Genomic DNA, 12,472 nt, shown 5'->3' with positions numbered 1-12,472 from the left:
GCCTGCGCTTCTCCAGCCTCCCCTTGAAAAGGGGAGGTTGCTTCGCTCGTCAGAAGCGGGTGGGGATCAGCTCTCTCCACTTGCAGCGGACCTGCGGCTGACCCCCATCCCGACCTTCTCCCTTTCAGGGGGAAGGAGAGAGGCCGGCCACGTCTACTGTGCATGGGGTTGTTTCACCGATTTGCGGTGCAGGAGCCGCGCCAACCGGCTGCGGCTACGGCGAAAAATAACCCCGCCTGGCGGGAACGGTTGGCGGCACCAGCGAGTTTCGCTCAGGTTAGGGGGCCCCATGACGCCTATCGATCCCGCCGCCGGCATCGTGGCATTGGCCGCCCGGCGGCTTCGTGCTGTGCCGGCCGGTCCCTACGCCCGGCCGCCGCAGGGACAGACGCGATGAAGCCCGGCCCGTCCTCGGAACGCGCGGTCATCCTCGCCGCGAGCGAGCGGGACGCCGTCAGGACTGCCCATCTGATCAAGGAAGCTGGCTACTACGCCAACATCTGCGGCGACCTCGCCGAGCTCGAGCGCCAGGTCGCAAGCGGCGCGGGCCTGGCCATCATTGCCGATGAGGCGATCAGGACCGCCGACCTCGCCGGCCTGACGCGCTGGCTGAACGAGCAGCCGTCATGGTCGGATTTCCCTATCGTGCTGATCAGCGAGAAGGGCGGGCCTGAGCGCAATCCCGAAGCGGCGCGGCTCGGCCGTGCGCTCGGCAATGTCACCTTCATCGAGCGACCGTTTCATCCAACCACGTTGGCGAGCCTGGTCGCCGCGACGGTGCGCGGACGCCGCCGCCAGTACCAGACCCGCCAGATCCTCGAGGATCTGACCGAGAGCGAGGACCTGTTGCAGACCGCGCTCAATGCCGGCCACCTCGGCGCGCTCGAGCTTCATCTGCCGGATTTCGAGCTCGAGGCGTCGCCGACCTGCAAGACATACTTCGGGCGCAGGTCCGGCGATCCCTTCACGTATCAGGATTTGCTGGACGCGGTGCATCCCGACGATCGGGCCCGCCGGAGCGAGATCGTCGAGCAAACGTTGCGCACCGGCGCGGATTACCGGATCGAGTACCGCAACATCTGGCCCGATGGCACCGAGCACTGGGTTGACGTGCGTGCCCGTGCGGTGCGTCGGCGCGACGGCAGCATCCGCTCGCTGGTCGGGGTCTGTCGGCTCGCCGGCGCCGGTGCTCGCACCGTTGCACGATGCCGGCGCGCTTGTCTTCGCCGATGTCGCCTCGATCCGCCATGCCGAGCGCGCGGCAGCAGTCGGCGCCGACGGGCTGGTGCTGCTCACCGCGGGCGCCGGCGGGCAGACCGGCTGGCTCAATCCGTTCGTGTTCGTCCGCGCGGTGCGCGGATTTTTCGACGGCCCGATCGTGCTCGCCGGCGGCATCAGCGATGGCCATGCGCTGCGTGCCGCGGAGGCGCTCGGCTGCGACCTCGCCTATATGGGCACCAAGTTCATCGCGACGCGCGAGAGCATGGCGGACGCGCGGTACAAGCAGATGCTGGTCGAGGCGACAGCCGACGACATTCTGCTGACGACGGCGTTCACCGGCCTGCAGACCAACATGCTGCGGCCCTCGATCGAGGCCGCCGGTCTCGATCCCAATGACTTGCCGGCGCGCGGTGCGATCGACATCGGCAAGGACATCGACATCGGCGCCCGCGAAAGCCGGCCGAAGCGCTGGCGCGACGTCTGGAGTGGCGGTCATTCCGCTTCGGGGGTGACCGGGGTGCTCGGCATCGACGAACTCGTGGCGCAGACGATCGCGGAGTACGAAGCGGCGAGTGCACGGGTGCGGCTCGTCTGACCGCCTAAAAACCCCGCATGTCCGCTTAACGGGGCATTAACCATGCCAGTCCCAACTATGCGTCACGGGATGGTCCGCCGCCACGGCTGGCCGCCCGGCAAGTTGTGGGAATGCGACATGGCTTTTGAGGCGCTCCTTGCCAGGGATTCGGCCAAGACCCCGGCCTCACTCAACGAACTCCGGACCCGGGTGTTTTACGCCCTGCAGCGGCATCCGCTGTGCCGTCAGGTCGAATTCGACATCGTCAGCACCCCGCGCACCCGCCGCACCAACTGGACCGTCAGCATGCATTCGGTCCAGCCCGGCGCGCTGTGGACCGCGCATGAGATCGTGGCCGACATCCAGGAAGCCTATGAGCTTGACGCCGTGGCCTGATTTTCGGGCCGTTTCGGGACGATTTCACCTATTTGGCGCTGTCACGGCACGCTAACGCCGCATTTCGCGCGCAGTTTGCGGTGACACCGGCCGGCAATGGAGTTGTTTTTGACCAGAGCCATCACCCTCGCCGCGCTGACATGCTTCCTCCTCGCAGGCGCTGCGATCACAGCCATTTTGGGCCGTGACAGCCTGCCGGCGGCGCAGGCCGATGTCGGCCCGGTTGCCAATCGCGCCAGCAAGCAGGACAAGCTTGCGGTCACGACGCTCGCCACTGCCGCCTTTGAAGTGCCCCAGCCGGCCGCACCTCCGGCCAGTCCGTCGCCGCTGCTGCTGCGCGCGCAAGCCGCGATCCCGGGCGCGACCGATACGGTGCGCCAGGCTTACGCCTCCGCCGAACCCGCCGATATCGGCCTGCCGCAGATCACCGATCCCGTCGATGCGGCCCAGCCGAAGATCGCCGAGCCCGCACCTGCGCCGGTCGCGGCTGCGCCGAAGCCCAAGGCCGCCGCCAAGCCGGCGCCGCAAAAGAACTATGCGCTGCTCAGCGATGCGCAGATCGCCGGCATCAAGGATCGGCTCAAGCTGTCGTCGTCGCAGGAATATTACTGGCCGGCCGTCGAGACCGCGCTGCGCGCCGTCGCCCGCAAGATCCACGCCAAGCGTCAGGGCGATCCCGCCGCGGGCAACATGCCGATCGATCCCGACTCCGAGGAAGTTCAGCAGCTGAAGTCGGCGGCGATGCCGCTGCTGTTCCAGCTCCGTGAGGATCAGAAGAACGAGGTCCGTTCGCTGGCCCGCCTGATCGGCCTCGAACGCGTCGCCTCGATGATCTGAGCGCAGGGTTCGGTCGAAACCGAACCTGCGCTTCGCCAACATTCACCTCAGCCAAGCCGCATCGACAGCTCGACGTCTCCGCCGAACGGCGTCGAGATGTAGCCGCTCTCTGGTGCGCGCACGCGCGCCAGATAGTCGGGGCTATAGTCGGCATTGTCGGCGACCACGAAGGCGCCCGGCTTCAGGCGGCTCTCCACGAGATCGAGGATGTCGGGATAGAGCGCCTTGGCGCCGTCGAGCAGCACGAGCTCGATCGTATCGGGCAGATCGACACGCAACGTCTCGAGCGCATCGCCCTCGCGGATCTCGACCAGGTCGTCAAGCCCGCCGGCGACAAGATTGTCCCGCGCACGCGTCACCTTGGACGATTCGAACTCGCTGGTGATCAGGCGCCCGCCGCCATTGTCGCGCAGCGCAGCGGCAAGATGCAGCGTCGAGATGCCGAACGATGTGCCGAACTCGACGATGTTGCGCGCGCGTGCACCGCGCGCCAGCATGTAGAGCAGCGCGCCGGTCTCGCGCGAGACCGCGAGGGGCACTTTGTTGAAACGGCCATAGAGCGCGCGGTAGTCGGTCCTGCTTCGCATCAGGTGTGCCTGTTCCTCGTCGGAAAGGTCGGCCACCGCGAGCCGGGTCTCCTGCACCGCGGCGGAGGCTTGCGCGAACAGGCGATCGAGCAGGCCTGCGAGCTTGGGTGAGGTAAGCGTGGTCATATGGGTCTCCGGTGCAAAAGCGGCGCGTCCTTGCGCTTCGCCAGAAATACGAATAATTATTCGCATTCGCTAATCGCATTCCCTCAAGGCGTCGATGACCGGCCGGCGAAGCCCTTCAATTTCCTCACGAAAACAGCCGCAACAGGCCCGCTCGAGTGAGCTCGTCGCGGCGATTCTGGATGCCGCTGTTCAGGTTTTGACGAAGGAGGGTGCGCAGGGTTTCACGACGGCGCGGGTGGCCGAGCGGGCCGGCGTCAGCGTCGGCTCGCTGTACCAGTATTTTCCGAACAAGGCGGCGATCCTGTTCCGGCTGCAGAGCGACGAGTGGCGGCAGACCACCGCTCTGCTGCGCGACATTCCCGAAGATGCAGCGCGGCCGCCATTGGACCGGCTGCGTGCGCTGGTGCACGCCTTCATCCGCTCCGAATGCGACGAGGCCGCGGTGCGCGTCGCGCTGAGCGACGCCGCGCCGCTCTATCGCGATGCGCCGGAGGCGCACGAGGCGCGGGCCTCCAGCGAGGGCACCATCGAAGCCTTCATGCGCAAAGCTTTGCCGAAGGCTCCCGATGCCGTGCGCAGGATGGCGGGCGACCTGATCACGACGACGCTGAGCGCGGTGGGTAAGGATTTTTCGGAGAGCCCGCGAACGCGCGCGGAGATCACCGCCTATGCCGACGCCATGGCCGACATGTTCTGCGCGTATCTGAAGAGTCTCGGAAGGCAGTGAAACGCGCGGTCAATCGAGCAGCGTTCACAGATAGCGCTTGGCGGCCAGCAGAAAACCGAGCACGCCGCCCGTCACAGCGAAGACCATCACGCCATTGCAGATGCTGACGTAAGCGGCTGACCAATAGGAAGCGGTCGTCGAAGCCGTGGCGATCTTTTTCGGTTTCCGAGGCAAGCGAATGCATTCCTGAAAAAGCGCCGCCACCTGGTCAACACAGGTGACGGCGCCCGTCTGAGGGCTTCAGGGCGAAACCCCGCCTCAGCGTAGGCCGCGACTATGAACGGTTCGTATACCGCTCGGCGTCGCACGCTCGGATGTCAGCGCTGAAGCGAAGTTTCCCTAGAACTGAGCGTAAGCATTTCGGAATGCGATGGCGCCGGCCAGCGATCGCGGCCGCGTGCGCACGGCGTGTCCATCGTTGCCGCTCGTGACGATCCACTTGCCGTTCTCTTGACCCACGATCTTACCGACGTGGTGACGCCACACGACGATCGTGCCGACCGAGGGGGCGCCTGCATTGCTGCCGTATCGCGCCCAGGATCGCGCCAGATTGTACTGCGGGCCCGGATCGCTGCCGACCTGCGTGCGCATGAACCAACCGCACCACGCCGCCGGGCGACCCGAATGTGCGTGTGCATAGTGGCGATGATGATGGTGACGGCCGCGGGCTTCAGCAGCAGATGAAGCAAAGGCCAGGAGCACGGCGACAGCCGCGAGAGTTTTACGCATTACAAAGTCCTCTTGTTGTTGGCAGACCATCCGTGTTGTGGGAAGGGACGCAGCGATGATCTGCGATTTGGTTGCGAAGCGACCGCATCGGTCAGGCGACGCAAAACAGAGGCGGGGACATGGCCCGCTGGGGCCTTTAAGAAACGGGCTATGGCCAAAATATGGCGCGAAGTCTGGCTGACATGGCGCCCTGCGCAGACGCCATGACTGACATGTTCTGGCTCTGTCTCAATGGTCCCGCGCAGCGCCCGTGTTCGCCTCCGCAGGCTGCGTCGCGCGCGGAGATGCGTGGCTGAATTGCTTCCATTCCCATGCCGATTTCGCGGAGCAGCCCGGCTGGCACTGCGCGCTGACGCGTCTGTGTCTTGACGGGCCGCAAGATGGGGGACGACACTCGCGGCAAGCAACAATGAGCTCGTAGGCATCTGGTCACGTTCCCGGAGAGGACACCATGTCGAAGCGAAGCAGTTCGCGCCGCGATGGCGCGCCCGATTCCAGCCGTCGGAATTTCCTGAAAGGTGCAACGATCGCAGGCGCGGCAGCGCTGGGCACACCGGCCGCGGCCAACACCGCGATGTCGGCGTTTCCGGAACAGCGACCCAAGGGAGCGCTTAAGGCCGCGCTCCCCGGTCCAAGGCTTGCGGCAGCGGACGCGATGCCGCCGCCGGCCGATCCGGTCAATCAGACCTCGAGCGGCGGCGACTTCATGGTCGACGTGCTCAAGACGCTCGACATCGATTACCTCGCGATGAACTGCGCCTCGAGCTTCCGCGGGCTGCACGAGGCCGTCATCAATCATGGCGGCAACAAGAAGCCCGAGATCATCACCTGTCCGCATGAAGAGATCGCGGTGCATATGGGCCAGGGCTATGCCAAGATCGAAGGCAAGCCGCTCGCCATGATCTGCCACGGCGTGGTCGGTCTGCAGCATGCATCGATGGCGATGTACAACGCATGGTGCGATCGCGTCCCCGTCATCGTGATGGGCGGCAACATCATGGAGGCCGACAAGCGCGCGCCGGGCGCCGAGTGGCCACATTCGGCGATCGATCCCGCGGCGCTGACGCGCGACTTCGTCAAGTGGGACGACCAGCCGGCTTCGTTGCAGCATTTCGCGGAATCGGCGCTGCGCGCCTACAAGATATCAACCACGCCGCCGATGGCGCCGGTGATGCTGTCGCTCGATCAGGAGCTGCAGGAGAATCCGATCGAGAACCGCGACCGCCTGCGGATCCCGAAGTTCACCTCGGCGACCCCGCCGCAAGGCGACGACGCGGCGCTGGCCCAGCTTGCGAAGATGCTGGTCGCGGCGGACAATCCGGTGATCCTCTGCGACCGCATGGCGCGCACGCCGGCCGGCATGCCGCGCCTGGTCGAGCTTGCGGAAACATTGCAATGCGCCGTGATCGACAATTTCGGGCGGATGAATTTCCCCTCGCGCCATCCGTTGAACCAGTCGTTCCGCCGCTCGATCCTGTCGCAGGCCGACCTGATCGTGGCGATGGAGGTCAACGACATCTGGGGCTCGCTCAGCGATTTCCACGATCGCATCGTGCGCAGCTCCGAGCCGCGCTACAAGAAGACGGCGAAGATCGTCACGCTCGGCACCCGCGGCCTCTACATGAAGGCCAACTACCAGGATCTCGGCCGCTACCAGGACGTCGACCTCGACATCTCAGGCGACGCCGAGGCGAGCCTGCCCACCCTGATCGAGCAGGTCAAACGCGGGATCGACGAGGGCCGCAAGGCCGCGTTCGATGCGCGCGGCAAGAAGCTCGCGGCGGCCAAGCTTGCCACCGTCGAGCAGGCGAAGCTTGACGCCACCATCGGCTGGGACGCGAGCCCGATCACCACGGCGCGGCTGTGCGCCGAGCTCTACAGCCAGATCAAGGATGAGGACTGGTCGCTGGTCGGCACCTCGATCGGCCTGGCTTGGCCGCATCGGCTGTGGAATTTCACCAAGCCGTATCAATGGAACGGCCTCGCCGGCGGCGGCGGTGTCGGCTACACGCTGCCGGCCTCGCTCGGGGCTGCGCTCGCCAACAAGCGGCACGGACGATTGACGGTTGCGATCGGCGGCGACGGCGACTTCATGTTCGTGCCGTCGACGCTGTGGACCGCCGCGCATCATCAGATCCCGATGCTGTACATCGTGCACAACAACCGCGCCTATCATCAGGAATACATGTATCTGCAGGCGATGGCGGCGCGCCTTGGCCGCGGCATCACCAACGCCGATATCGGCACCACGATCAAGGATCCATTCGTCGACTATGCGACCGTCGCCAAGGGATTCGGCGTCTATGGCGAAGGGCCGGTCAGCGATCCGAATGCGCTGGCGCCCGCGCTGAAGCGCGCGATCGCCATGGTCAAGAGCGGCCAGCCGGCGCTGCTCGATGTCGTGATGGATCAGCGGTGAGGCGGAGTTGGCGATGATGATCGGATCTGTGAAGCGCCTGGCCGCCGCCACCGCGATCGCGGCGGCTATCGCAATCGGCGGCGCCGTTGCATCGCACGCCGAGGACGCACCGGCCGGCGACCCCGTCAACGGCAAGCGGCTCTATCTTGCCGACGGCTGCTTCGAATGCCACGGCCGCGCCGGGCAGGGCGGCCGCTTCAACTACCTGACGCCGGCACTGGCGCAGATCGCACTGCCCGTGGAGTCCTTCATCGCCTTCCTGCGCGAGGCGCCGAACGACATGCCGTCATTCTCAGCGGACGTGCTGTCGGACAAGGACGCCGCCGACATCCACGCCTATCTCAGCTCGCTGCCGGGGCCGAAGGCGCCCAAGGACATTCCGCCGATCCTGAACCAGTGAGAGGAGGGATTTTGACGGTCCGTCCTGGTTGGTGGCGGCAGCAGGGTATCGGACGCGTCAGTCCGCGACTCTATCGAAGTCGCACACCATGAGCGCGGTTTCCGCCAGGCTAACAATATCCACGCGCAAATCCGTGGTGGTGCCCTGACCGATAATGCCCTGCAGCGTCAGTTCTCCTCGCAGGGCTTCGATCATCCGCTTGATGCGTCGCTGGTATTTGATGCTGGAACATTCGTCGTCGTGACTGAACATGTGGCAGGCTTGCAATCTTGCTTCTTGTCGATGAGTCGCCGGGGTCAAAACGACATGTCCAACATGGGGATCGATTCGCGAAAAGGTGCTGTCGGACCGAATGGACGGTGATTTTAGGACATGAGCCGATAGTGGCGTGGCGCTGTCCGCCGTTCGGGACACTTCGCTGCGACGTCAGTCCTTGAGCAGCCGCCGCAACAGCTTGCCCGCCGGTGAGCGCGGCAATTCGGTGACAAAGCTGACGTCTCGCGGCACCTTGTAGGGGGCCATGTTCTGGCGCGCCCACGCCACGAGCTGCGCCGAACCCAGTTCGGCGTGGGAGGCCAGAACGATGAACGCCTTAACCACCTCGCCCTTCGCCGCGTCGGGCATGCCGATCACTGCCGACGCCGCCACTGACGGGTGCTTGTTCAGGATCGATTCGACCTCTTCCGGGAAGACGCTGTAGCCGGAGACCTTGATCATCTCCTTGAAGCGCCCCATGAAGGTCAGATAGCCCTCGGCATCGAGGCGGCCCATGTCGCCGGTGTGGAGCCAGCCGTCGCGCAGCGCTTCTGCAGTTGCATCAGGACGATTGCGGTAGCCCTTGAACACGCCGGGGCCACGGATCACGATTTCGCCGGGCGTGCCGGTCGGTGTGTCTGTGCGGGTGTCAGGATCGATGATCCGGATCTCGTTGCCGGGCACCGGCTTGCCGTGGGTGCCCCAGCGCACCGCCGTGCGCGGCATGAAGGTGTCGACCGTGTGCGTCTCGGTCAGCCCGTACGCCGCTTCGAAGCTTTCACAGTTCGACGCAACGGCCTGCCACTTCTTGGCAAGCGCTTCGGTCCAATCGATGCCGAAACTGGTTACGGGATTGACGCGGAGGCTGCTGAGCCTGGAATCGGAAATGTTCGGAAGCTGCGTGATCGCGACGTTCATCGGCGCCACGCTGTACCACCAGCTCACCTGGTAGCGGTCGATCGCCTGCGCTGTCACGAGCGGATCGAACCGGTACAGCAGGACGGACGTAGCGCCCGCATAGACCGGCGCGTTCACGCCCATCACCATGCCCGCGATGTGATAGAGCGGCGCGATCGAGAGCAGGACGTCATCAGTGCCGATGCCGTTGCAGTTCACGGTCGCGGCCGTCTTGAAAATGACGTTGCGATAGGACAGCATCGCCCCCTTGGGCCGGCCCGTGCTGCCGGACGTGTAGATCATCAGCGCTGTATCGTTCATGTCGATCGCGACGGCGTCTGGCCTTGCGCCGCTTGCTGCGACGGTGAGGAAGTCTTCGGTGTCGCCTGTTGCACTAGCCGGCCCGGGGGCGGATCCCAACAATTCGTCCGGAACGCCGATCTGTGGCCGCTCGGGCAGCAGGTCCTGGTAGCGGACTACGAACACATGCTCGAGCTTCGTCTTGTCGCGGACTTGGTGCACGATCGGCAACAACGGCTCGGCCGCGACGATGACGCGCGCACCGAGATCGTCGAGCTGATAGGCGAGCTCGTGCTCCTTGTTCAGCGCTCCGCAGGGCGAAGCGACGGCGCCGATCTTCTGGATGCCGTATTGCGCCATCATGTATTGCGGGCAGTTGTTCATGAACAGCGCTACCGGCTCGCCCTTGGCGACGCCGAGCTGTTGCAGGCGCGCCGCAAATGCATCGCTCGCGCGGTCGAGCTCAAGGAACGTGATGGCGCGGCCATACCAGATGCAGGCCGGCTTCTCCGGCCGCTCACGAGCATGCCTCCGGAGTATTTCATGCAGCGGTCGTTCGTCGTTGCCAATGGGCGTGCTTGTATTGGTCATTGTCGAAAGGCTCTTGTGCTCATGCCAACTCGGAAAGGTGCAAACTGGCCGCTTCGGGGGCTATATTAGGACATTGGTGCGCGCTCGGCTTGCCTGATCTGGCTCTCGCGTGCAGGACAGGCGGGAGAAACGCGGTGCCGCCGCAAGGGCGGTTGCGGCGAAGTGAGAATTCCTGACTGAGCGAGCTGTCTGCATGAGGAACACCAGGATGCGATCCTATCCACGTCGCGTCAACTTCGAGAGCGGAGATGTCGAGTTTCGGCTGATGGAGCCCGCTGACGAGGCCGCCACACTTAAATTCGCCAAGACGCTTGCGGTGCACGACATGCTGTTCCTGCCAAGGAATATCAGCGAACCGAAGGTCCTCTCGGCCTGGATCAAGGAGATCGAGCGCGGCTCCATCGTCAGCCTGCTGGCAGTCAAAGACGGTGCCGTGGTCGGGTGCGGTACGATCGCACGGAATCCACTGTCGTGGTCGGCCCATGTCGGTGAGATCAGGACCGTGATTTCCTCCCATGTGCGCGGCACCGGCGTCGGACGGGCGCTGTCGAATGAGGCCTTTGACATCGCGTTGTCGATGGGCCTGGAACGCCTGACCGTACAGATGACGTCGGATCAATCCCGGGCTATCGCGATCTTCGAAGGGTTCGGCTTTCGCACCGAGGCATTGCTTCGCGACCATGTGAAGGATCTCCAGGGCAAGACGCACGACATCGTGGTCCTTGGCCTCGACGTGTCGGAGGTGCAGCGTTCCGAACAGGGCGACTCGTCCGACGTGACTGAGTAACGCAGGGCGCCCCGCGGGAGGGCGCTTAGCATCGTACAACGTCCGCTGCGCGCCGGACGATGAGAGAATAGCCCAAATCATCACTCATGCGGCCGCTTCTCGCGGCTTGGACCCGTGACTCCAAGTGTTGCAAAAAATGCAACAGAAATTGGACAAGCCGATCATTGATGCAAGATGCCTTTCGCCCGATGCTGGGCGGGCAAGTTGGTTCACCGTTCACCGCATTGCCTCGCAATCATTTTCCGGAGGTGTACTGCACTATGACGTCGACCTCTTCTCCTTCCTTAGGCCAGGCCGCTGAGGCGGTCCCTTCCGCAATCGGCGGCAAGCTCTCGTTGTTCGTTGCTGTTTCGATCATCGTCGCTGTTGCCGAGACGGTCGGAGTCGTCCAGTTCCAGATCGGACCGGGCAAGGTGCTGCTCCAACCGATGGTATGGGCGCTCCTGATCGCGGCCGCGTGGGGCCTTTCAGCACGTTATCTGCCCGCAGTCGCGCAGATCGGTCCAGGCCTGCAGACCTATGCGGGACAACTGCTTAACGCAGGACTGTTGCTCTTCGTGATCAAGATGGCTTTCACGGTCGGTGGCGCGCTTCCGGAGGTCCAGAAGGCCGGCTGGGCGCTGATCTTCCAGGAACTCGGCCACACCTTCGGTACGTTGGTGCTGGGTCTTCCGATCGCGCTTCTGCTCGGCGTCAAGCGCGAAGCGGTCGGCGCAACCTTCTCGATCGGCCGCGAAGGCAACATGGTGATCATCGGCGAGAAGTACGGCATGAACTCTGCCGAGGGGCGCGGCGTGCTGGCCGAGTACATCACCGGCACCGTGCTCGGCGCGCTGTTCATCGCGCTCCTGGCCGGATTCGTTGCCAGCCTGCACATCTTCGATCCGCGGTCGCTTGCGATGGGCGCCGGCGTCGGATCGGGCAGCATGATGGCGGCCGCAATCGGGACCATCAACGGCCATAACCCGCCGGAGATGGCGAAGGAGCTGATTGCAATCGCTTCGGCGGCGAATCTAATGACCGCAGTCCTCGGCTTCTATTTCGCCCTGTTCTTCTCGCTGCCGGTGTGCTCCTGGCTGTATGACAGGCTGGAGCCCAGGCTCGGCCGGTTCTCGAACTTCAAGTCGGGAGATCTCGGGCCATCGATCGCCGTCGCCGGCGAGACACCGAAGCACGGCGCATTCGGCTTCTCCGACTCGCTCCTCGCCTGGATCACCATTGCGAGCGGCGTCTTGATCGGCAATTCGCTCACCTACAAGGTTCCGCTGCTGCAAACCTGTACGGGTCTCCTGGTCGTACTCGCGGTCGTGCTGCTGGTCGACGTTCTTGCCCGGATGTTGTCGAAGGTGCCGCACATCCTGATCCTCGTCGCAGTGACCACCGTGCTTGGCATTCCCGGTCTGCTGCCGTTCTCTGACGCGATGATTGCCGCGGTCGATAAGCTGAACTTCCTGGCGTTCACGACCCCGGTGCTGACGCTCGCAGGCTTCTCGGTCGCCAAGGACCTCCCGATCTTCCGCAAGCTGAGCTGGCGTATCGTCGTGGTCTCGCTGACGGCTGCTGCCGGCACGTTCCTCGGCGCGACCTTGATCGCCGACTACTTCCATCGCTAACCAACCGAGCTGG

At 64.6% G+C, this 12,472-nt stretch carries 12 protein-coding genes and 2 pseudogenes; 9 read left to right on the top strand and 5 right to left on the bottom strand.

The genetic code is table 11. From position 1 onward, the window contains the following. Positions 1-162: 162 nt before the first annotated feature. From H8A95_RS03625 to H8A95_RS03610, 4 genes and pseudogenes are all read left to right on the top strand, one after another. Positions 163-1,113, top strand: a pseudogene (locus H8A95_RS03625) (PAS domain-containing protein); the annotation flags it as partial. Between the two features lie 52 nt (positions 1,114-1,165). Next, positions 1,166-1,816, top strand: a pseudogene (locus tag H8A95_RS03620) (NAD(P)H-dependent flavin oxidoreductase); the annotation flags it as partial. A gap of 117 nt (positions 1,817-1,933) precedes the next feature. Further along, on the top strand, positions 1,934-2,191 hold the full coding sequence (locus H8A95_RS03615; RefSeq protein WP_163157230.1) for a hypothetical protein: 258 nt from the start codon (positions 1,934-1,936) through the stop codon (positions 2,189-2,191). 108 nt (positions 2,192-2,299) lie between these two features. After that, complete coding sequence (locus H8A95_RS03610) at positions 2,300-3,028, top strand: hypothetical protein (RefSeq protein ID WP_229181879.1); 729 nt, start codon at positions 2,300-2,302, stop codon at positions 3,026-3,028. A gap of 47 nt (positions 3,029-3,075) precedes the next feature. On the opposite strand, the gene H8A95_RS03605 is transcribed toward H8A95_RS03610, so the two are convergent. Beyond that, entirely contained in the window at positions 3,076-3,741 is a 666-nt protein-coding gene (locus H8A95_RS03605) for an O-methyltransferase (protein ID WP_229181877.1), read from the bottom strand. Positions 3,742-3,835: 94 nt separating this feature from the next. On the opposite strand from H8A95_RS03605, the gene H8A95_RS03600 reads away from it, so the two are divergent. Continuing rightward, complete coding sequence (locus tag H8A95_RS03600) at positions 3,836-4,468, top strand: TetR/AcrR family transcriptional regulator (RefSeq protein WP_229181875.1); 633 nt, start codon at positions 3,836-3,838, stop codon at positions 4,466-4,468. 24 nt (positions 4,469-4,492) lie between these two features. Here the strand turns inward: H8A95_RS03600 and H8A95_RS03595 are convergent, their stop codons facing one another. Both H8A95_RS03595 and H8A95_RS03590 read right to left on the bottom strand, forming a co-directional pair. After that, positions 4,493-4,672 carry a hypothetical protein gene (locus H8A95_RS03595; protein WP_229181873.1) on the bottom strand — a complete coding sequence of 60 codons (180 nt, stop codon included), beginning with the start codon at positions 4,670-4,672 and terminating at the stop codon, positions 4,493-4,495. 135 nt (positions 4,673-4,807) lie between these two features. Continuing rightward, entirely contained in the window at positions 4,808-5,059 is a 252-nt protein-coding gene (locus H8A95_RS03590; protein ID WP_229181871.1) for a C40 family peptidase, read from the bottom strand. A gap of 589 nt (positions 5,060-5,648) precedes the next feature. On the opposite strand from H8A95_RS03590, the gene H8A95_RS03585 reads away from it, so the two are divergent. Both H8A95_RS03585 and H8A95_RS03580 read left to right on the top strand, forming a co-directional pair. Beyond that, positions 5,649-7,616, top strand: a complete 1,968-nt coding sequence (locus tag H8A95_RS03585) for a thiamine pyrophosphate-binding protein (protein ID WP_229181869.1) — start codon at positions 5,649-5,651, stop codon at positions 7,614-7,616. Between the two features lie 13 nt (positions 7,617-7,629). After that, complete coding sequence (locus tag H8A95_RS03580; RefSeq protein ID WP_229181868.1) at positions 7,630-8,016, top strand: c-type cytochrome; 387 nt, start codon at positions 7,630-7,632, stop codon at positions 8,014-8,016. Positions 8,017-8,073: 57 nt separating this feature from the next. On the opposite strand, the gene H8A95_RS03575 is transcribed toward H8A95_RS03580, so the two are convergent. Continuing rightward, entirely contained in the window at positions 8,074-8,268 is a 195-nt protein-coding gene (locus tag H8A95_RS03575) for a hypothetical protein (RefSeq protein ID WP_163157210.1), read from the bottom strand. 174 nt (positions 8,269-8,442) lie between these two features. Then, positions 8,443-10,059 carry an AMP-binding protein gene (locus H8A95_RS03570; protein WP_229181867.1) on the bottom strand — a complete coding sequence of 539 codons (1,617 nt, stop codon included), beginning with the start codon at positions 10,057-10,059 and terminating at the stop codon, positions 8,443-8,445. Positions 10,060-10,252: 193 nt separating this feature from the next. Between H8A95_RS03570 and H8A95_RS03565 the strand changes: the two genes are divergently transcribed. Together H8A95_RS03565 and H8A95_RS03560 are read left to right on the top strand one after the other, a co-directional pair. Then, positions 10,253-10,846 (top strand): GNAT family N-acetyltransferase, encoded by a 594-nt coding sequence (locus H8A95_RS03565; RefSeq protein ID WP_420839325.1) that lies wholly within the window; start codon positions 10,253-10,255, stop codon positions 10,844-10,846. Positions 10,847-11,181: 335 nt separating this feature from the next. Next, complete coding sequence (locus H8A95_RS03560; RefSeq protein WP_229181864.1) at positions 11,182-12,459, top strand: DUF3100 domain-containing protein; 1,278 nt, start codon at positions 11,182-11,184, stop codon at positions 12,457-12,459. The last annotated feature ends 13 nt before the right edge of the window (positions 12,460-12,472 follow it).

This window comes from Bradyrhizobium oropedii (assembly GCF_020889685.1).
Lineage (GTDB): Bacteria > Pseudomonadota > Alphaproteobacteria > Rhizobiales > Xanthobacteraceae > Bradyrhizobium > Bradyrhizobium oropedii.
Note: the sequence above shows the minus strand (reverse complement) of the source record. Positions and strands in the feature narration are given on the sequence as shown.

Coding starts and splice junctions, on each gene's coding strand:
- H8A95_RS03605 (WP_229181877.1), bottom strand. CDS start 3,741: ATGACCACGCTTACCTCACCCAAGCTCGCAGGCCTGCTCGATCGCCTG.
- H8A95_RS03585 (WP_229181869.1), top strand. CDS start 5,649: ATGTCGAAGCGAAGCAGTTCGCGCCGCGATGGCGCGCCCGATTCCAGC.
- H8A95_RS03600 (WP_229181875.1), top strand. CDS start 3,836: ATGACCGGCCGGCGAAGCCCTTCAATTTCCTCACGAAAACAGCCGCAA.
- H8A95_RS03590 (WP_229181871.1), bottom strand. CDS start 5,059: ATGCGCACGCAGGTCGGCAGCGATCCGGGCCCGCAGTACAATCTGGCG.
- H8A95_RS03565 (WP_420839325.1), top strand. CDS start 10,253: ATGAGGAACACCAGGATGCGATCCTATCCACGTCGCGTCAACTTCGAG.
- H8A95_RS03580 (WP_229181868.1), top strand. CDS start 7,630: ATGATGATCGGATCTGTGAAGCGCCTGGCCGCCGCCACCGCGATCGCG.
- H8A95_RS03575 (WP_163157210.1), bottom strand. CDS start 8,268: ATGTTCAGTCACGACGACGAATGTTCCAGCATCAAATACCAGCGACGC.
- H8A95_RS03570 (WP_229181867.1), bottom strand. CDS start 10,059: ATGACCAATACAAGCACGCCCATTGGCAACGACGAACGACCGCTGCAT.
- H8A95_RS03615 (WP_163157230.1), top strand. CDS start 1,934: ATGGCTTTTGAGGCGCTCCTTGCCAGGGATTCGGCCAAGACCCCGGCC.